The sequence below is a fragment of the Bradyrhizobium centrolobii genome (assembly GCF_001641635.1).
GTDB lineage: Bacteria > Pseudomonadota > Alphaproteobacteria > Rhizobiales > Xanthobacteraceae > Bradyrhizobium > Bradyrhizobium centrolobii.
Genome location: NZ_LUUB01000065.1, coordinates 67,819 through 85,054, shown reverse-complemented (window position 1 = coordinate 85,054; position 17,236 = coordinate 67,819). Strand labels below are relative to the sequence as shown.

Sequence of the window (17,236 nt, the reverse complement as noted above, 5' to 3'; positions counted from 1 at the left end):
TTTACCCGGCGCAGCACGACAGCTTTGCCACTTCCTTGTCGAAGGCGAGCGCGGCGAGCTTCAAGCCTTCGACCGTGGTGAGATAAGGGAAGATCGTATCGGCGAGCTGCTGCACCGTCAGGCCGCATTTGATCGCCACGGCCGCGGTCTGGATGCTGTCGGCACCTTCCGGCGCCAGGATGTGGGCGCCGAGGAGCTTGCCGCCATCTGCATCGGCGACGAGTTTGATGAGGCCGCGAGTATCTCGGGCAGCCAGCGCGCGCGGCACCTGATCGAGGCCAATAGTCGAAACGCGTACCCGGCGGCTGGCGCGTTGCGCGGCAGCTTCGGTCAGGCCCACGCTCGCTACCTGCGGGTCGGTGAACACGACGGCCGGCATGGCGGCCTTGTCGTAGCGGAGACTGTCGCCGTGGAGCGCATTCTTCGCCGCAAGCTTGGCGCCATAGGCGGCCATATAGACGAACTGATCCTGGCCGGTGACATCACCCGCGGCATAGATGCCAGGTGCTGTTGTGCGCATCCGCTCATCCACCACGATGCCACCATTCGCCGCGAGGGCAACGCTGCGTTCAGCAAGGAGGAGGCCTTCCGTGTTCGGCACGCGCCCGGTGGCGACGAGCACCCGGTCTGCTTCGAGCGTCAGATCCTCATCGTCGCGCCGAATCGTAAGCGTGATGCCCGCTTTGCTCGCGCAGATTGAGCGGTAGGCAATGCGCGAAACGACACTGATCCCCTCATCACGGAAATATGCCGTCAGCGCGTCGATGATCTCGGGCTCGGCTTCGGGCAATAGCCGCGATCGGCAAACGAGTGTCACTTTGACACCGGCGCGTGCGAACATCTGCCCAAGCTCTGCGCCGACATAGCCGCCGCCGATCACCAGCAGCGATGTCGGCAGTTCTTCAAGCTCGAGTGCAGTCGTGCTGGTGAGATACGGCACCGTCTCGATCCCGGGGATGGCGGGAACGGCCGGCCGGGCGCCGGTCGCGATGATGATCTTGTCGGCCGCAATCCGTTTGCTGTCTGCTTCCACGCCGTCGTCGACGAGGCGCGCCGGCCCCTCGTGGTAGGTGATGCCGCTATAGGCCGGCAGCAGATCGAGATACTTGGTCTGCCGAAGACCTCTGACGAGTTCGTCCTTCTGGTGCACGGTCGCCCGCCAGTCGTTGACCGCGGCCTCGGCCGTGATGCCGGCGAAACGGGCGGCGACGCGTGCATTGTGCAGCGTCTCCGCGGCCCGGATCAGGGTCTTCGACGGTACGCAACCAATGTTGACGCAAGTGCCGCCGATCGTGCCACTGCCGATGAGCGCCACCCGCGCGCCTTGCTCGGCGGCAGTGATCGCGGCCGAGAAGCCGGCCGAGCCGGCGCCGACAACAGCAAGATCGTAGGCACCGCTATTTCCGCTGCGGCGGGCAACGCGACGCTCGACGCCTGACTGATCCTGCAAGCCCGCGATGCTCGGCCCGAAGATGGCGCGGCCTGCTTGAAGCGCTTCATCCATCGACAGCCGGACACCCGGTTCGTCCCCGGGACGATGACGGCGCCAGGCGGAGAGATGCTCGTCCGAGCAGAAGAATTCTGTGACCGAGCAGAGGGAGTTGGCTGCGCATCCGCTTTCGTAGCGAAGGCTCAGCCAGACGACGGCCGTGCGCGGCTCGACGTCGGCCAACGCCCGGCCTCGGTCTTCCGTCGCGATCCGGATGCGCGCGTTGCAGTGGCGGCAGCGCGAGGAAATCTCGACGTCGCGATCTAGCATGGCGCCGACGCCCAAGGCGTCGACCGCGCACATTGCGCGGATGGTTCGAGTGTCCAGCCGGACCCGGTGGCCGGTATCGTTGTCGGTGAAGGGATAGGCGCCAACGATGCGCTCGCCTTCCAGGACCACCAGGTCGCGTTGCCGGAGGTCTTCGAGCAGGGGGCGCACCCTTGCTTCGGTCAAACCTGTTCGTGCAGCAAGGTCGCCGAGCGTCGGCGCCTGACCCTCCGCGGCGTAGAGTTGAAGCAGTGCGACGCGCACGCGGTCGGCCGCGGGCGAATAGTCGCTCCAGCGATGCAGGACGTGATCGGATTGGGCGAGTGTCGTGAGGGCGTCCTCGACCACCGGCGACGTCACCGCGGACCAGTCGGGAAACCTCACGCCAGGCCGCAACGCAAAGCTCGGCAATGTGGGGGGCGAAACGCGACGTCGGTTCGATCCGGGCGCACAGCAGCTATTCATGACCTCAGACCTTGCTCACATTGAACAATGACGTGGCGCCGCAACACGGCGGCTTTGGGCGCGCCGAAGCAGGTGGCGGCGCGATCGTTTATGTCACCCGCCCTGTTGCCGGACATGCGCCGGATAGCCGGCATCAGTGCCGGCGGCGGCAATGGCTTCAGCGGTCGTTTTGGCGTCGTCGAAGATCACAGTTGCGGTCTTCGTCTCGAAGGAAACGCCGACCTTGGCGACGCCTGGCACGGCCGCCATCGATGATTTCACGATGTAGGGGCAGGACGCGCAGGTCATGTTGTCGATGGCGAAGGTAGTCGTGCGCTCGGCGGCAAAGGCCTCGGGCGCTGCCACAAGGGCACCAGCAAAGATAAGTGCAGTCGCAAGTCTCGTCATCTGACGGTCTCCTCTCTAAGCGCCAAGCAGCAGCGGGGCGATGTAGTCGAACGCGAAGGCGACGACCACCAGGATGGTGGCAAGCCACAGCGAGAGTTTCACGAGATGGTTTGGAATCGGCCGTGCACAGGCCGCGCCATCGGCGCAACCTTCTCTTCGTTTCCAGTGGACGAGGTAATAGCCGTAACCCAGAATTCCGGCTGTTCCCGCCACGAACAGCGGCTTGTAGGGAGCGAGTGCCGTGAGGTTGCCGATCCAGGCGCCGCCGATGCCCAGGCTGAACAGGATGAGCGGCACAATGCAGCAGGATGATGCGGCGAGCGCGCCGATAATGCCGCCGGCAGCGACGAGACGTTGTCGCCCTATCTCGCCACGCTCGCGAGCGTTCGCCTCGCTCGCAAGGGGAGGCAGCCCAACCGGTCCAGAACGTAAAGCTTTTATATCCATCCTCACTCCCTCATTGCCGAAACCGATCGCGAGGCCTAGCATGAGGTCTGTAGTTGCTACAGGCTCAAGGGGAACCTTGCGATGCGCGATCAAGCTGCCGTGAAGGGCATGCAGCGGGCTGAACTCGCCCGGCAGACGGGCAGCAATCTGGAGACCGTGCGCTACTATGAGAAAGTGGGGCTGTTGCCCGAACCGCCGCGGTCCGCCAGCGGCTATCGGACGTATGACACGACGCATGAGCGCCGCCTTCGCTTCGTTTTGCGGGCGCGCGAACTGGGGTTCTCGCTGGACGAGATCCGGACACTTCTGCGTCTGGTGGACGAGCGCGATCAACCATGTGCAGAGGCGCGTGTCGTCGCCGCGACCCACCTTCAGGATGTGCGAATGAAGATCGCTGATCTCAAGCGCATGGAGCGCGTGCTCAAAACGGTGGTTGCCCAGTGCGGCGACGGCACCTTGCCGGAATGCCCACTGATCGAAGCGCTGTTCAGCAAGGCAAGCCATGTACATGTAAGAACGTGATTAGCGAGGGTGTCTAAACGACTTGGCGAAACCGGCATTTGCCGGTAACACTTGCGCGGTTTGGACCCGCAAAATCCCGAAGAATGCTCTTGCGCTTGACGAGATCGATTCGAATCAAGATGGGCTGGCTTGTCGCCATGGCCTACCTGCTCTGCGTTCTTGCGCCGGGCGCAGCGCTTGGATTCGGAATCGGTCCTACGCCCTGCTTTGGAGATGAACCTCCTGTTGTCTTGGTGCCTTCGACGCAAATGCTCATGGGCGGATCGCACGATCATAGCGGAATGCATGTGCATCACCACGCCGATGCGTCGGGTGCACCACACCAGCACGACCATAATGGCAAGACCTCGCCTGGCCCCTGCTGTGCGATGCTTTGTGTGACGGCTCTCCCGGCCGACCTGCCGACGATCGCCAAGCCTTCTCAGCCGGTCTCGCTTTGCGTTCCCGAAGTATATGTTAGTCTGCCCGGCAGGGCGCCTCCATTGCTCTATCGTCCCCCTATCGTCTGATCCTGACATAAACTGTATGGCATTGGCGCGCGAAAAGCGCGCACGTGCCTATGGTCAATGGACGGATCGGGGATGATTCATGCTTGCGCTGTTTGGGGCGAAGTTCGCCGCCGCTGATGCGGCGCGTGAACGGCATTGCAAATTTAACGTAAGGGCATTGGCGGCGATGGTGGCGGCCGGAGTCCTGTCGGCCTGCGTGCCAGCAACTGTACCACTCGTGGGCAGGGACCCCGCCGACCCTGCAGCGAAAGTCGCCGGCGTGGGTTACAGATCGACCATCGCGCCCTACACCAGCATGCGCCCATCGACGCCCGCGCCCTGGCGCGAGCGCAATGACACCGTCGCTCCCCAGCCCAAATCTGACCAGTAGGAGCACACGATGAGAACCACCCCTGCAAGTCTGTGGTCGCTCCGATCCCTATTGTTAGCGTCCGCGGTTGGCCTGTCAGGCTGCGCCACGTTCTCACCGGACAGCGGGATGACGGTTGTGTCCGATATCACAGGCCTGACCATCAAGAAGGATGTCGCCTTCGTGCGTTCCGCGGAGGATGCCACGCAAGCAAGCGACGCGGTCAAGCGTCTGCTTTCGCGCACACTTAGCGTCGATGCCGCCGTGCAGGTTGCGCTCCTCAATAACAAGGGCCTGCAGGCGGCCTATAACGAATTGGCGCTGGCCGAAGCGGAACTGGTCCAGCAGAGCCTGCCGCCGAATCCGGTGTTCTCGATTTCGCGCATCTCCGGCGACGGGGCGAGCGAAATCGAGCGACAAGTGGTCGGCGACATCCTGGCACTCGCCACCCTGCCGTTCCGCTCGGACATTGCGCGGGAGCGTTTCCGGCAGGCGCAGCTTAAGGCCGCGCTGGAAACGCTGCGACTGGCGACCGATGTGCGCCGGGCCGACTTCCGCGCGGTCGCCGCGAATGAAATGGTCGGGCTCCTGACCGACGCGAAATCGACAGCGGAAGCAACGGCCCGGCTTGCAACAAAGCTTGGTCAGACCGGGTCGATGAACAAGCTCGACCAGGCCCGCGAGCAGGTATTTTATGCAGAAACGACCGCGGATCTGGCGACTACGCGGCAAGAGGCCGCTTCATCGCGCGAGCGGCTTGCGCGGCTGATGGGCCTCTGGGGTGGCGATCTCGATTTTCGTCTTCCCAGTCAGCTGCCACCGCTGCCGCGCCGTCCGCTAACGCTTCCCTTTATCGAGGCCGACGCCGTCGGCCACCGCATCGACCTGCAGATCGCGCGACTGGAGCTTGTGGCGCTCGCAAAGTCGCTCGATCTGACGCAAGCGACGCGGTTTGTAACACTGCTCGACGTCGCCGGCATCGACAAGCGCACACATGATCCCGATACGCCGCCGTTCCGCGAGCGCGGGTTCGACGTTGCATTCCAGATCCCGATCTTCGATGGCGGCGAGGTAAGGGTGAGACAGGCGACCGAAACCTACAACCAGGCGTTCAACCGCCTCACCGAAAAAGCGGTCAACGTGCGCTCGCAAGCTCGTGATGCTTATCGGACCTACCGATCGACCTACGACATCGCGGGCCACTACCAGCGCGAGATACTCCCCTTACGTAAGACGATCACCGAGGAAATGCAGTTGCGCTTCTCAAGCATGCAGGTGGACGTGTTCGCGCTGGTGATGGAAGCGCGCCAACGCATCGCCTCGCAGCGCGCGGCGATTGACGCCAAGCGCAACTTCTACCTGGCGCAGTCCGATTTGCAGACGGCGATCAACGGTGGCGGATCTGGCGGGGGCGGCGGGGAGAGTGCAGCGACCGTTGCCACGGCGGCCGTGACGTCCAGCGATCACTGAGCGGAGACGAAAGATGTTTTCACGCAGAGGATTTCTCGGCACTGCCGCAATGGTCGGCGCAAGTGCGGTCAGCGGCCGGGTGCAAGCGGCAGCGATTCCGGAAGCACCGACAATGGACAAGGCCGTCATGCAACCGCCGCTGCATCCAACGAGCGGCCCCGACTATCGGCCGGTGGTGACGCTGAACGGCTGGTCGCTACCGTGGCGGATGAACGGCGACTGGAAGGAGTTTCATCTGGTCGCCGAGCCGGTCGTGCGTGAATTCGCCGAAGGCATGAAAGTCAACCTGTGGGGTTACAACGGCCAGGCGCCGGGGCCGACCATCGAGGCCGTCGAAGGCGACAAGGTTCGCATCTTCGTCACGAACAAATTGCCCGAGCACACGACCGTGCACTGGCACGGCATGATCGTTCCGAGCGGCATGGACGGCGTCGGCGGCCTGAATCAGCCGCACATCCCTCCGGGCAAGACCTTCGTCTACGAATTCGAAATGAAGAAGAGCGGGACCTTCATGTACCACCCGCATTCCGACGAGATGGTGCAGATGGCGATGGGCATGATGGGCATGGTCGTGGTCCACCCGCGCGATCCCGCGTTCCGCGCCGTCGACCGCGACTTCGTCTTCATCATGAGCACCTATCTCGTCGATCCCGGCACTTATCTGCCAAAGGTCAACGAGATGACAGACTTCAACATGTGGACGTGGAATTCCCGCGTCTTTCCCGGGATCGATCCGCTGCCGGTTCGTCTGGGCGACAAGGTCCGCGTGCGCATGGGCAATCTCAGCATGACGAGCCATCCGATCCACCTTCACGGCCACAGCTTTGCAGTCACGTGCACAGATGGCGGATGGATTCCAGAGTCCGCCCAGATTCCGGAGACGACTACCGATGTACCCGTCGGTGCCGTGCGCGTGTTCGACGTGATCGCCGATAATCCGGGCGACTGGGCGTTCCACTGTCACAAGTCGCACCACACCATGAACGCCATGGGTCACGACATGCGCAATTTCATCGGCGTGTCGCGCAACGATTTGGCCAAAGCTGTCGGAAAGCTTGCGCCCGACGCCATGGTAATGGGCTCGACCGGGATGGCGATGGACATGGAGATGCCGGCGCCCGATAACACGCTGCCGATGATGACCGGCAGCGGCCCCTTCGGGCCGATCGAGATGGGCGGGATGTTCACCGTCATGAAGATACGCGAAGGCCTGGCGCGCGACGATTATCGCGACCCTGGTCCCTACAAACATCCGCAGGGCACCGTGGCGTACGAGGTGGATACGCCCGCGGCCGAGCCGGCGCGGCAACCATCGCCGGCGGCAAAGCCTCCAGCAAGCGACAGGGGCGGCAAGCCAACGCAGATGAAAGGGATGAAGATGGAGCATTGAGGCAGGCAGATCCCTGAGCAAAACGAACTACCGAACACAATGTCGGCCACATCACCGTGAAATGAGAGCCGACGAAAAGGAGTACACGATGAATCAATTCAAACGCTTGGCGGGAGCCGCGCTGATGGCAGCCTTGTTTGCGACGGCAGCGGTTGCACAGAGCCCGCCGATCAACGGCGAAGTCAAGAAAATAGATGACAGCGCGGGAAAGATCACGCTCAAGCATGGGCCAGCCAAGAGCCTCGGGATGGACGAAGGCATGACCATGGCCTACCGCGTGAAGGATCCCGCGATGCTCAAGCAGGTCAAGGTCGGCGACAAGGTCCAGTTCGAGGCCGAGAGCGGCGACAACGGCTACACGGTCACCAAGATTCAAAAGAGCAAGTGAAGAATTGAAGCTCGACGCCGCTGAAGCGGGCAGCGTCGAGCCGGTCTCCTGATCCAGGAACGAAGCAAAAAACCAGATGTCCCAAACTCGCACATTCGCGTTCGCATTGGTTGCAGCCGTCCTCTTTGGCAGTGTTGCCTATGCCCATCCCCAGCTTCAATCGGCCGAACCTGCCGCTGATGCGTCGACCGCGTCCCCCAAGCAAATCCGGATCACATTTAATGAAGCCGTGATCCCACAATTCTCCGGAGTCGAGCTGAAGGATCAGGCGGGAAAGTTGATTGCGACCGGCAAGGCTGAGAACGATCCGGCCAACAAGAAAATACTAGTCGTGCCGGTTAAGGGAGAGCTCACACCCGGCGACTACAACGTCGAATGGCATGCCGTCTCCGCGGACACCCATCGCGTCAAGGGCAGTTATTCTTTCAGCGTGAAACCCTGATGATCGATGTCGGACTCATCCTCGCTCGCTTCGTTCATTATGCGGCGACAGCGGTGCTTTTCGGAGTGTCGCTGTTTCCGCTCTATGCGTATGCGAATTCGGAACCGGCGCCATCGCGATCCTGGCGCTCCCGGCTACTTCTGGTGACCGCTGTCATAACCGCCATTAGTGGACCAATCTGGTTTCTCTTCGCGGCTGCGAACATGGCCGGCAGCCTTTCTGATCTGGCGGATGCCGAGACTCTGTGGGCAGTCGTCCGCGACACCGGTTTCGGCAACGTGTGGACGGCGCGAATGGTCCTGGCCGTCGCCATTGTCGTGGCGACTGCGGCATACCTGTTCCGCAACCCGAGCACCAGTGGAGACGTCCTCCTTCTGATTCTTGCGGCCGTATTCTTGGCCTCCTTGGCCGGAGCTGGTCATGCCCAGGTCGAGGAGGGACGAGCAAGCGTTGTGCACGTGCTTTCAGATGCCGCGCATCTTCTTGCCGCGGGAGCGTGGCTCGGAGGGCTCGTTCCTCTCGCCTATATACTCGCCTCTCATGCGACCACGAGTCGTGACGCGGGGCTGATCGATCAGGTCCTGTTGAGATTCTCTGGGATGGGCTACGTCGCCGTCGCGACGCTCGTCGGAACAGGACTCGTCAATAGCTGTTTTTTGGTTGGTTCTGTCTCCAACTTGTTAGCGACCCCGTACGGCCAAGTGCTTCTGGCGAAGCTCGGCTTGTTTGCTGGAATGGTGGCGCTCGCTGCTGCAAATCGATTTTGGCTTGTCCCGGCAATGAGCAATGCTCGGCCTGACGCCTCGGAGCAATCGATGTCCTGGCTGCGCAGGTTGCGCAACCATGTGTTCGGTGAGCAATTTCTGGGAGCGATGGTTCTTCTGATCGTGAGCCTTCTCGGCACTATGAAACCGGCGATCGGTCAATGACCGAGGCTGGAGGTCGTCCCAAGATTGTCACCAGCGCTCGTCACGTCTGCGCGCCGTGCCCGAATCTTTCCTCGCGGCTTGTAGGTCGACAATACTGTGGCGACGAGGAGGATGAACAGCGCGGCACAAACATACATAAGAAGCTGGAATCCCGGCCGCGCAAGATCGGAGTTCGGCAGCGCAATTGTCGACACTACGCTGGCGAGGTGGCTGACGGGCCGCACGTGCACCAGCATCAAAATGATTGCGGGTACCGTCACAAGAAGCTTCACGATGATCCAGTAATAACGGAACAGGCCCCAGTCGGTGCCGAGTGACGAAACCAGACCTGTTGCCAAGGAGGCGAGGCCCAACGAGACGACAACCGTTCGGTAGGTCAGATCCATGGCGATATAACTCGCACGTATGATCTGAGAATCCGAGCTGAGCAAGCCGGCAACGGCCAAGGCAAGGAAGACAGCGACCGCACCCATCCAGCCGACTGAAGCCACGACATGCAGCGTGAGCAGGAATTTGCGCAGGCCAGGCGTCATGATCGCGGCGCGTGTGAATCGTGCTCCTCAAGTGGAGCGCTGGCATGGCCGAGATATCCCACTCCGCTGCCCGCCAGATGAAGAGCTGCAACTATCGAGACAAGGATGAGGGCGATGGCGCCAGCCACCTTTACCCAACGTGGGGGCCGACCGTTCGCTTTGTGATCAGGACTCATTCGTATGCCTTCTGCGCGCCATTGAGTGTGAGCGGTCGGGCCAATGCAAACCGCGTGTCACGAAATCCGACCGCGCCGGTCTCGATGACATGCAGACCAGCCTCGCCAAGGATGGCGGTGATTTCGTCGAGACTGACGGCGCAATGACGGTGAAGGCGAGCAAGGAAGCCCGGCTTCTGTTGGGTCGAAGTTGCAAAGTCGACTACAAGGATGCGCCCGCCGGGCTTTAAGACCCTGCCGATCTCTCGCACGCATTGCTGCCTCGCATTGCGAGACAGATGATGCAGCATGATCGTGGTTAGGACGACGTCGTAGCGAGCGTCGGGAAACGGCAGCACCTGGGCTGCAGTGATGAGGAAGATGACTGCGACACCCGCCTTGCTCGCTTTCCTGTTTGCTCTGGCGATCATTTCCGGTGACGCGTCGATCCCGTGGACCGTCCCTGTCGGTCCGACGCATTGCTTGGCTGCGATGGCAAGGGTCCCGGTTCCGCAGCCAACGTCCAGGACCGATTCGCCAGGTGCAAGGTGCGCTAGGCCAAGAACTTTTTTTCGAAACGCGCTCTCTCGACCAAACGTGGCAAGCCGGAGCAGCAGGTCGTAGCGCGCCGCTGCATGCAGAACCAGCCCGATGGTTCGGCTCGTCGGATTGTGAGCGAACGCTCGCGCCCCTGTGTGCTCGTAGACACCTGGATCGGCCATGGTCGTGATCTCCCGGCGCGCTGTTGCAAAATTGGAGAAGACGGTATGGTAACGGGACTGGCGTCCGCAAACAGTTTTGCCGGACAGAATCGCGACGTGTGTCCCGCACGGCAGGGATGGCCTTCTTGAGGTGGCAGTCAGAAGCGATGGAGAGGTCGAATGGCTGAAGGATCAGTCGATCGCCGCGTTGTCCGGACGCAGAGAAAGTTGCACAAAGCTCTGGTGTCGTTGATCCACGCCAAGGACTACCAAGCAATCACCGTCGAGGACATATGCGCTGCCGCGGGCGTCGGTCGCTCGACGTTTTATGCCCATTACAGTGGGAAAGATGATCTTAAGCGGAAAGGACTCGAGCAGCTCCGCAAGCAGCTTCTCGCACAGCAGCGCACCAGTTCGAAAGAAGTCCTGAGCGAAGCTCCACGATTCAGCCTTCCAATGTTCGAACACGCACGCGAGCATATTGATCACTATCGGGCATTGTCCGGCAATCGCGGTGGCGCTTGGGTGCCTGGAATCATTCGCCAGATATTGTCCGAGCTCCTTTACTGCGAACTCGCCGCGACGGAGCATATGGACTCTGGGGATTTCCCTCCACGAGAGTTAGTGGTCGAATACGTAATCGGCGCGTATATGGCGATATTGGTCTGGTGGCTTGATGGCGGCGCCAAGCTGCCGCCGCAACAGGTCGACGTCATGTTTCGGCGTCTGACGACTGCAGCACTGTCTGCATATCGCCATTGAGACGACCGCAATCTGCCGCGACCATGAACCCAAGATAAACTTCCTATTCCAGCGTCGTTCAAATTAACGCTTGCACAATCTCAAACTTGGGATCGGATCCGATCACAGCTTCGATCGGTTCCGAGCGCATTGTGGAGGACGACGATGGAAACCAAGATCATGACGAAAAAGCTGCGGATCGCACGGCTGGCTCAGGTCCTTGCTGCTGCGGCAGTGCTCGTGACATTTACGCAGGCTGCGAGCGCCCATGATGATGATGAGGGCGGATGGTATCAGCCCCGTGTGCACGACTGGCATTCTGGCTGGCACCACGATTGGCACTCGGGCCCACACTATGGCCCGCACAGCGGGTTCCACTACGATCCATACAACGGTTGGCATTACGGCAGGCACTATGGTCCCCATGCGGGACCACATGACGACTGGCACGGCGGCACGCACCATGGATGGTACGGCGGTGATCACGACGACTAATCGCGACCTCTCTGCCAATGCGATGAGAACGCATTTGCAAGGGCACGAACGGAATAGGAGGAGCCAATGCTGCCACGTAAAACTGAAACCCTTGCGATCCTCATCGCCGGTTTAATCGGCGGGGTGGCCTACGCCCATCCCGCCCTCAAAACGGCTGACCCCGCGCAGGGCGCCACGGTTTCATCACCGAAGGAAATCCGATTAACCTTCAGCGAGGATCTGGTCGCCAAATTCTCCGGATTGACCGTGAAGGACCAAAGCGGGCGTCTCGTTGAAACGGCCACTCCCACTGTTGACCCGAACCAGAAGCGCCAGCTCATCGTGCCCATGTCAAATCCGCTCCAACCCGGAACGTATAATGTTGACTGGCACGCAGTTTCCGTCGACACCCACAAGGTGAGTGGTCACTTCTCGTTCAAGGTTGCTCAATGAGCGGGGCTCGTGGGCTGCCGCCCTGTCCACTTCGCTCACGCGATCATCCATTCGCTCGCTGAATGTGCCGTTCGCAAACGTCGTGCCGCTGATTCGAGCGGCACGGCGTTTGCGCCAGGTCACGTTACCAGTCAGTGGATCGACCGCGGTCCGCCGCGATACTGGTCTTGGCTCGCTCCGGCCTTGGCGAAAGCCCCTGGCCAGTCGGACCTCACGCTCGGGAGGCTTCGTCGTCATATTGCTGCCGAGCAAATCCTTGGCGCTCTCGTCGTGGGAGTTGTCAGCTTCCTAGGGACACTAGGCTCCGCGATTCAAGGCCCACGAATTGCGCTGCGCCGCCAAGGCTATCGGACGACGTCCAAGCGATTGCGTGTGGATCACCACTTTCAAGCGTCAAATCGCTTGAACAGCAGCCTTCAGCTCCTCCCGAACTTTGACGGCGATAGCTTCAAGCGCGGGATTCTGAATCGCTTGCATTGAAGCGACTGGATCCACGGCGGCGACCTCGGTCTTACCATTCAGTTCCTGGACGATGACATTGCAGGGAAGCATCGTGCCAATCTTGTCTTCGGCCTGGAGCGCTTGATGGGCCATTCTTGGATTGCAGGCGCCGAGGATCACATAAGGATGAAAGTCGACCCCAATCTTCTCCTTCAGGACAGATTGAACATCGATCCTCGTCAATATGCCGAACCCGTGCGATTTCAGGGCCTCGGTCGCCCTCTCTACTGCTTGGGAAAGAGGCACATTCAGCGACTTTGAAAAGTAATAGGACATGTCTGCTGCTCTTGTTGGATTTCAGAAACCTAGCATTTGCCAACAATAGGAGCTCATCGCGAGAAAAGACTGATTTGGATCAACCGGCCAGGCGCGCGGCCACGGCAGGATAGCTGACAAATCCGGTGAGGAGGCGCTGATGATGGAATATTGGATGTATGGGTACGGCCCCGCCCATTGGCTCTGGTTCATCGTGATGATCGCGGTGGTGATCTATCCGGTAGGCCGTATTCTCAGTCGCATTGGCTTCTCACCGCTGTGGTCGATCGTGATGTTCATTCCATTGGTCAATCTGATCGCGCTTTGGATTCTCGCATTCACTGATTGGCCAGGCAGGAGGGCAGTGTAGGTGCACAGCGGCCCTTGCAGATAGCGCGGTGACGGAAGGTTCGCAGAATGGCGGCCGGCGCTTCGTCGTCGCCGCCGCATGGAGCATTTTCATCTAATGAGCGCGCAGGGCCAACTAGATGCAGCCATAACGGCGGGCGCGCAGATGGCCTGTGGTGATCACGACCGACACTGCGATGCGGAAGCCATTCTGGATCCTGCCGACCGCGACTTTCGAATCGACTTGTTCCGCGGCCTTGCCTTGTGGTGGATTTTTCTCGACCACGTCCCCGAGACATACCTCAACCACTTTACTCCCAAGAACTTCGGGCTCAGCGACGCCGCCGAGATCCTTGTATTTCTCTCTGGGCTTGCTTCCGGAAGCGTCTATGGCAGCGTTGCCCGTCAATCCGGCTCGGTAACCGCGTCGCTACGGGTGTTGCGGCGTGCGTTCGAAATCTACCTTGCACAGATCATCACGGTCGTTGTCCTCCTAACCCAGATCAGCCTCCTTGCCGTGCGCCAGCCGAGCCTGCTGGATCACGCCAATCTCGCGGTTTTTGTTGCTAGGCCGGCCGAGACCATGTTCCAGGCGATGATGTTGAGATATACGCCCGTCGATCTCGATCCGCTGCTGCTCATGGCCATTCTTCATTTCGGGCTTGTGCTGGCTTTGCCTGTGATGATCCGCTGGCCGACGCCGGTCTTGGTCGCCTCGGCAGTGATCTACTTTCTTGCCCACTGGTTTGATTGGTCAATTCCGGCCTATCCGAGAGGCGTGATCTATTTCAATCCGCTGGATTGGCAGCTGCTGTACGTGATGGGCGTCTGGTGGGGGATGAAGCACGTCAAGGAACAACCTGCTATCCTCAAATCGCGGCTTATCGCCGGCCTTGCAGCGATCTACCTCTTGTTCTCCCTATTCATCACTCTGGGCTGGCACTTTCACTCGCTCGAGGCATACGTGCCGGCTGCGATCGTGCGCGCGATCTATCCGATCGACAAAGGCGATCTCGACATCCTGCGGCTGCTGCATTTTCTGGCATTGGCGTTGCTATGCTGGCGCCTGCTTCCGTGCAACCTGCCCGTACTGAGAACGCGAGTCTTTCGTCCGCTGGTGCAATGTGGTGAGTATTCGCTCCCGATCTATTGTGTCAGCGTGCTTCTCTCGTTCGCCGCGCACGCGATCTTAAATATGGGCTGGAATAGTCTGGCATCACAAACCCTTGTCAGCGTCGCTGGCATTGCTGTCATGGCCGCAATTGCCGGGCTGCTTGCCAGGATCGACCGAACGGCGACCTCTCATCCGCGCACGTTGTGAGGTGGATTTTCGCTTGATGTCCCAGGCTTCTGCTCCCGGGGCTTCTTCCAAACGAATCTTTCAAGGGCGTGCGCTATTCGATTAAGAGGACCGCCGAAGTCCGGAAGATCGATCAGTGCCAGCAACAGCGCAATTATCCAGAAGGCATTCACGTGAGTGAGCATGGCAAGCAGAACCAAGACGGCAACGATCTCGTGCTGTACTTTTTGACTCTTACCCGCGATGTGGTCAGGCAAGTGGTGTAGCCGCAAAAAAAGAACCCCTAATGTGAATATGAACAGCACCAAAAACACCCCCATCACAACCAACAGCACGTCGGTTTGTCCGGGCGCAGTTGTGAACCACAACGGTAGATGAGGTGAAGAAGGTGGATGCCGATCGACCATGCTTCCTTTCGGCCAAAACGGCTACCGGGTTGAGATCAATCACCGCAATGAGAGCTGCTTGGGTGCGTTGATTAATATCAAAGTCCCGGTTGGAGAGCATAGCTTATCGGGCAAGCCGACCGCTAGTGGCGTGCCTCGGATCAAAGGGAAACACGATGCTCCGATCAGGCGATGCCTGATGTTTGTCGGTTTCCGGGCATGCCAGCCGGGAGATCAGATCGCGGATCACGTTGAGACGCGCGGCCTTCTTGTCGTCGGCGCGGACCACGATCCAGGGCGACAATTTGCTTGACGTCGCAGCGAGCATCCGATCGCGTGCCTTGGTATAGTCGTCCCAATGCTTGACCGCTACGGCGTCGATGGGACTCGTCTTCCACTGCTTCAACGGATCGGTCTTGCGATCCTCCAGTCGAGCCTTCTGTTCCTCCCGGCTGATGTCCAGGTAGTATTTCATGATCTGGATGCCGGCGCCGATCAGCATGTGTTCGAACGGAAGCACTTCGCCGAGAAAGCTTTCGTATTCGTCGGGAGTGCAGAATTTCATGACATGTTCGACGCCGGCCCGGTTGTACCAGCTTCGGTTGAACAGGATCATCTCCTGCGCTGACGGAAGGTAAGCGGCGTACCGTTGAAAATACCACGATGCGCGATCGTGGTCCGAGGGGGTGCCCAGTGCGACAACGCGGGTCTCGCGCGGGCTCAGATGCTGGACGATGCGCTTGATCGTGCCGTCCTTGCCGGCGGCATCGCGGCCCTCGAAAATGACCAGGACCCTGTGACCGTGCTTGATGACGTGCCGCTGCACTTTGACGAGTTCGACCTGCAGGTCATGTAGCGCGGCGCGGTAGCCCTTTGGCTCGTCTGTATCTGGGGTTCGCGTCTTTGCTGGCTTCGACATCCGCTGACATCTCCCGGCGCCGGCCTGGAAATTGGATCATGCGCGGCGGCCGTCTGGAATGATTGTATGCTGATGTCTAGAAATCAACGAAGACCTATGCTGCAACGGCCGCATCGGCCGCCGCACGAAGGTTATGTTGGAAACTTACTGCTGCTTTTCGCCCATGTGATGCGGAGTCGGCGTACCAGGCCCGCCGGTGTAGTGATGCCCCCCGGACTTGCCCTTGCTCGAGACGCCAACCGTCTCCTTCTTGCCCATATGGTGAGGAACCTCAGTCTTCGGACCCCCCGAGTAGTGGTGGCCATTCTTTTCGGTATCAGAGCTGGTCTGTGCCATCGCGGGCAACGCGATCAACGATGCTGCCGCGATGGCAATAAGGATTTTGTCGGTTGTCATATTTGCTACTCCATTGTGACACGTGACGACGGCGACGGGATGTCGGGTTCGCTTGCATCGATCCGGAGCAGGCAGGTAGCAAAGAGCGAGCCCGCTTCTGCTTTGAAAAATTCCACATCCCGAACCGCTCGGTGGTGGCGATAGGAATATATGAGCAATTTGGTTTCCGGGATTGACTTGCGTCAACCGGCCGCGAGCGGAAATCGGCACTAATAGCAGCCGGCCATCGTTCATCGGGAGAAGTCTCATGAAACCTCTGACACTGGCTGCTGCATTGCTGCTTGCAACGGTGGGCTCTTCGTCTTGGGCACAGTCGCCCGCCGATCACGAAGCCCACCATCCGGATCAAAAAGGGGCGCCTGCTGCAACACAGCCTGCACCGCCTTCTAGTCAGCCTGGAATGGGGCAGGGGATGATGGGCGGCCCACAAGGCATGATGGGTGGCAGGGGTATGATGGGCGGCAACATGCCCATGGCGAATATGATGCAGATGATGGGGATGACGGGGCAGTCAGGCGCCGAAACTGGCTGCGCCGGCATGAGCGGCATGGCCACCATCGACCGGGTCGAAGGCCGGATCGCTTTCTTGCGCACCGAACTGAAGATCACTGAGCCGCAAAATGCTGGCTGGAACGCCTTCGCCGATGCGCTGCGGGCCAACGCAAAGAGCCTCGGCGAGGTGCGCGCCTCGATGATGCCACAGGCGGGTGCGGCACAGCAGGGCTTGGTCGATCGTCTTGCGCTGCAGGAGAAATGGCTGACTGCACGGCTGGAAGGCACCCGCGCAATCAAATCGGCGCTGACGAACCTTGTCGGCACTCTTTCCGACGAACAGAAGAAAACGGCCGATGAACTCCTCGCGCCCCATATAGGCATGATGGCGATGATGTCCGGAATGCAATCTGGGGTGATGGGACCCGGTCAGATGCAGCCGGGAATGATGACGCAGGGCCAGGGGCGGTAGGGCTCTAACTCCGCGTACAGTGTGAGGTCTACCATGACCCTCGCCGTTCTCCCTGA

22 protein-coding genes are annotated in these 17,236 nt (G+C 60.3%); 13 read left to right on the top strand and 9 right to left on the bottom strand.

Annotation, left to right across the window (positions count from 1 at the left end):
* Nucleotide 1: 1 nt before the first annotated feature.
* The 3 genes from merBA to AYJ54_RS21605 all read right to left on the bottom strand — a co-directional run bounded on the left by merBA (nt 2) and on the right by AYJ54_RS21605 (nt 3,049).
* Complete coding sequence (gene merBA, locus AYJ54_RS21615) at nt 2-2,221, bottom strand: bifunctional organomercurial lyase/mercury(II) reductase MerBA (RefSeq protein WP_063701964.1); 2,220 nt, start codon at nt 2,219-2,221, stop codon at nt 2-4.
* A gap of 93 nt (nt 2,222-2,314) precedes the next feature.
* Nucleotides 2,315-2,608, bottom strand: coding sequence for a cation transporter (locus AYJ54_RS21610; protein ID WP_063701962.1), 294 nt, complete (start codon nt 2,606-2,608; stop codon nt 2,315-2,317).
* Nucleotides 2,609-2,623: 15 nt separating this feature from the next.
* On the bottom strand, nt 2,624-3,049 hold the full coding sequence (locus AYJ54_RS21605; RefSeq protein ID WP_063702101.1) for a mercuric transporter MerT family protein: 426 nt from the start codon (nt 3,047-3,049) through the stop codon (nt 2,624-2,626).
* Between the two features lie 87 nt (nt 3,050-3,136).
* Here AYJ54_RS21605 and AYJ54_RS21600 point away from each other — a divergent pair, with 87 nt between their 5' ends.
* The 7 genes from AYJ54_RS21600 (at nt 3,137) to copD (ending at nt 9,054) form a co-directional block, all read left to right on the top strand.
* The gene (locus AYJ54_RS21600; protein WP_063701960.1) at nt 3,137-3,577 is read left to right on the top strand and encodes a MerR family transcriptional regulator; all 441 of its coding nucleotides are present in this window, start codon (nt 3,137-3,139) and stop codon (nt 3,575-3,577) included.
* 588 nt (nt 3,578-4,165) lie between these two features.
* Nucleotides 4,166-4,456, top strand: a complete 291-nt coding sequence (locus tag AYJ54_RS21595) for a hypothetical protein (RefSeq protein WP_063701959.1) — start codon at nt 4,166-4,168, stop codon at nt 4,454-4,456.
* A 9-nt stretch (nt 4,457-4,465) separates the two neighbouring features.
* A complete protein-coding gene (locus AYJ54_RS21590) occupies nt 4,466-5,905 on the top strand; it encodes a TolC family protein (RefSeq protein WP_063701957.1) in 1,440 nt (479 codons plus the stop codon).
* 13 nt (nt 5,906-5,918) lie between these two features.
* On the top strand, nt 5,919-7,295 hold the full coding sequence (locus tag AYJ54_RS21585) for a multicopper oxidase family protein (protein ID WP_063701955.1): 1,377 nt from the start codon (nt 5,919-5,921) through the stop codon (nt 7,293-7,295).
* An 88-nt stretch (nt 7,296-7,383) separates the two neighbouring features.
* Entirely contained in the window at nt 7,384-7,683 is a 300-nt protein-coding gene (locus AYJ54_RS21580) for a copper-binding protein (protein ID WP_063702099.1), read from the top strand.
* 76 nt (nt 7,684-7,759) lie between these two features.
* Nucleotides 7,760-8,125 carry a copper homeostasis periplasmic binding protein CopC gene (copC, locus tag AYJ54_RS21575; RefSeq protein WP_063701953.1) on the top strand — a complete coding sequence of 122 codons (366 nt, stop codon included), beginning with the start codon at nt 7,760-7,762 and terminating at the stop codon, nt 8,123-8,125.
* Nucleotides 8,125-9,054 (top strand): copper homeostasis membrane protein CopD, encoded by a 930-nt coding sequence (gene copD, locus AYJ54_RS21570; protein ID WP_063701950.1) that lies wholly within the window; start codon nt 8,125-8,127, stop codon nt 9,052-9,054. Before copC (AYJ54_RS21575) ends, copD begins: the two co-directional genes overlap by 1 nt.
* On the opposite strand, the gene AYJ54_RS21565 is transcribed toward copD, so the two are convergent.
* On the bottom strand, nt 9,048-9,587 hold the full coding sequence (locus AYJ54_RS21565) for a hypothetical protein (protein WP_063701948.1): 540 nt from the start codon (nt 9,585-9,587) through the stop codon (nt 9,048-9,050). The two genes, copD and AYJ54_RS21565, sit on opposite strands and share 7 nt — an antisense overlap.
* A gap of 172 nt (nt 9,588-9,759) precedes the next feature.
* Nucleotides 9,760-10,464 (bottom strand): class I SAM-dependent methyltransferase, encoded by a 705-nt coding sequence (locus AYJ54_RS21560; RefSeq protein WP_063701946.1) that lies wholly within the window; start codon nt 10,462-10,464, stop codon nt 9,760-9,762.
* Nucleotides 10,465-10,623: 159 nt separating this feature from the next.
* Between AYJ54_RS21560 and AYJ54_RS47510 the strand changes: the two genes are divergently transcribed.
* From AYJ54_RS47510 to copC (AYJ54_RS21545), 3 genes are all read left to right on the top strand, one after another.
* Nucleotides 10,624-11,205: a TetR/AcrR family transcriptional regulator gene (locus AYJ54_RS47510; RefSeq protein ID WP_082905778.1), complete on the top strand. Its 582-nt coding sequence runs from the start codon at nt 10,624-10,626 to the stop codon at nt 11,203-11,205.
* Nucleotides 11,206-11,349: 144 nt separating this feature from the next.
* Entirely contained in the window at nt 11,350-11,679 is a 330-nt protein-coding gene (locus AYJ54_RS21550) for a hypothetical protein (RefSeq protein WP_063701942.1), read from the top strand.
* Nucleotides 11,680-11,745: 66 nt separating this feature from the next.
* Nucleotides 11,746-12,111, top strand: a complete 366-nt coding sequence (gene copC / locus AYJ54_RS21545) for a copper homeostasis periplasmic binding protein CopC (RefSeq protein WP_063701941.1) — start codon at nt 11,746-11,748, stop codon at nt 12,109-12,111.
* Between the two features lie 393 nt (nt 12,112-12,504).
* On the opposite strand, the gene AYJ54_RS21540 is transcribed toward copC (AYJ54_RS21545), so the two are convergent.
* On the bottom strand, nt 12,505-12,888 hold the full coding sequence (locus tag AYJ54_RS21540) for a DUF302 domain-containing protein (protein WP_063701939.1): 384 nt from the start codon (nt 12,886-12,888) through the stop codon (nt 12,505-12,507).
* A 139-nt stretch (nt 12,889-13,027) separates the two neighbouring features.
* Here AYJ54_RS21540 and AYJ54_RS21535 point away from each other — a divergent pair, with 139 nt between their 5' ends.
* A complete protein-coding gene (locus tag AYJ54_RS21535; RefSeq protein WP_201724234.1) occupies nt 13,028-13,237 on the top strand; it encodes a hypothetical protein in 210 nt (69 codons plus the stop codon).
* Nucleotides 13,238-13,333: 96 nt separating this feature from the next.
* On the top strand, nt 13,334-14,536 hold the full coding sequence (locus tag AYJ54_RS21530; RefSeq protein ID WP_245329092.1) for an OpgC domain-containing protein: 1,203 nt from the start codon (nt 13,334-13,336) through the stop codon (nt 14,534-14,536).
* Here AYJ54_RS21530 and AYJ54_RS21525 read toward each other — a convergent pair.
* The 3 genes from AYJ54_RS21525 to AYJ54_RS21515 form a co-directional block, all read right to left on the bottom strand.
* Complete coding sequence (locus AYJ54_RS21525) at nt 14,518-14,922, bottom strand: hypothetical protein (protein WP_136623839.1); 405 nt, start codon at nt 14,920-14,922, stop codon at nt 14,518-14,520. The genes AYJ54_RS21530 and AYJ54_RS21525 overlap by 19 nt on opposite strands.
* 103 nt (nt 14,923-15,025) lie before the next feature.
* Nucleotides 15,026-15,820 carry a polyphosphate kinase 2 gene (gene ppk2, locus AYJ54_RS21520; RefSeq protein ID WP_063701934.1) on the bottom strand — a complete coding sequence of 265 codons (795 nt, stop codon included), beginning with the start codon at nt 15,818-15,820 and terminating at the stop codon, nt 15,026-15,028.
* Between the two features lie 144 nt (nt 15,821-15,964).
* Entirely contained in the window at nt 15,965-16,216 is a 252-nt protein-coding gene (locus tag AYJ54_RS21515; RefSeq protein WP_063701932.1) for a hypothetical protein, read from the bottom strand.
* Between the two features lie 247 nt (nt 16,217-16,463).
* Between AYJ54_RS21515 and AYJ54_RS21510 the strand changes: the two genes are divergently transcribed.
* Nucleotides 16,464-17,180 (top strand): Spy/CpxP family protein refolding chaperone, encoded by a 717-nt coding sequence (locus AYJ54_RS21510; RefSeq protein WP_063701931.1) that lies wholly within the window; start codon nt 16,464-16,466, stop codon nt 17,178-17,180.
* Nucleotides 17,181-17,236 lie beyond the last annotated feature (56 nt).

What these genes read in the sequence shown, in the direction of transcription:
- merBA (WP_063701964.1), bottom strand. Translation starts at nt 2,221, where the DNA reads ATGAATAGCTGCTGTGCGCCCGGATCGAACCGACGTCGCGTTTCGCCC.
- AYJ54_RS21610 (WP_063701962.1), bottom strand. Translation starts at nt 2,608, where the DNA reads ATGACGAGACTTGCGACTGCACTTATCTTTGCTGGTGCCCTTGTGGCA.
- AYJ54_RS21600 (WP_063701960.1), top strand. Translation starts at nt 3,137, where the DNA reads ATGCGCGATCAAGCTGCCGTGAAGGGCATGCAGCGGGCTGAACTCGCC.
- AYJ54_RS21595 (WP_063701959.1), top strand. Translation starts at nt 4,166, where the DNA reads ATGCTTGCGCTGTTTGGGGCGAAGTTCGCCGCCGCTGATGCGGCGCGT.
- AYJ54_RS21590 (WP_063701957.1), top strand. Translation starts at nt 4,466, where the DNA reads ATGAGAACCACCCCTGCAAGTCTGTGGTCGCTCCGATCCCTATTGTTA.
- AYJ54_RS21585 (WP_063701955.1), top strand. Translation starts at nt 5,919, where the DNA reads ATGTTTTCACGCAGAGGATTTCTCGGCACTGCCGCAATGGTCGGCGCA.
- AYJ54_RS21580 (WP_063702099.1), top strand. Translation starts at nt 7,384, where the DNA reads ATGAATCAATTCAAACGCTTGGCGGGAGCCGCGCTGATGGCAGCCTTG.
- copC (WP_063701953.1), top strand. Translation starts at nt 7,760, where the DNA reads ATGTCCCAAACTCGCACATTCGCGTTCGCATTGGTTGCAGCCGTCCTC.
- copD (WP_063701950.1), top strand. Translation starts at nt 8,125, where the DNA reads ATGATCGATGTCGGACTCATCCTCGCTCGCTTCGTTCATTATGCGGCG.
- AYJ54_RS21565 (WP_063701948.1), bottom strand. Translation starts at nt 9,587, where the DNA reads ATGACGCCTGGCCTGCGCAAATTCCTGCTCACGCTGCATGTCGTGGCT.
- AYJ54_RS21560 (WP_063701946.1), bottom strand. Translation starts at nt 10,464, where the DNA reads ATGGCCGATCCAGGTGTCTACGAGCACACAGGGGCGCGAGCGTTCGCT.
- AYJ54_RS47510 (WP_082905778.1), top strand. Translation starts at nt 10,624, where the DNA reads ATGGCTGAAGGATCAGTCGATCGCCGCGTTGTCCGGACGCAGAGAAAG.
- AYJ54_RS21550 (WP_063701942.1), top strand. Translation starts at nt 11,350, where the DNA reads ATGGAAACCAAGATCATGACGAAAAAGCTGCGGATCGCACGGCTGGCT.
- copC (WP_063701941.1), top strand. Translation starts at nt 11,746, where the DNA reads ATGCTGCCACGTAAAACTGAAACCCTTGCGATCCTCATCGCCGGTTTA.
- AYJ54_RS21540 (WP_063701939.1), bottom strand. Translation starts at nt 12,888, where the DNA reads ATGTCCTATTACTTTTCAAAGTCGCTGAATGTGCCTCTTTCCCAAGCA.
- AYJ54_RS21535 (WP_201724234.1), top strand. Translation starts at nt 13,028, where the DNA reads ATGATGGAATATTGGATGTATGGGTACGGCCCCGCCCATTGGCTCTGG.
- AYJ54_RS21530 (WP_245329092.1), top strand. Translation starts at nt 13,334, where the DNA reads ATGAGCGCGCAGGGCCAACTAGATGCAGCCATAACGGCGGGCGCGCAG.
- AYJ54_RS21525 (WP_136623839.1), bottom strand. Translation starts at nt 14,922, where the DNA reads ATGGTCGATCGGCATCCACCTTCTTCACCTCATCTACCGTTGTGGTTC.
- ppk2 (WP_063701934.1), bottom strand. Translation starts at nt 15,820, where the DNA reads ATGTCGAAGCCAGCAAAGACGCGAACCCCAGATACAGACGAGCCAAAG.
- AYJ54_RS21515 (WP_063701932.1), bottom strand. Translation starts at nt 16,216, where the DNA reads ATGACAACCGACAAAATCCTTATTGCCATCGCGGCAGCATCGTTGATC.
- AYJ54_RS21510 (WP_063701931.1), top strand. Translation starts at nt 16,464, where the DNA reads ATGAAACCTCTGACACTGGCTGCTGCATTGCTGCTTGCAACGGTGGGC.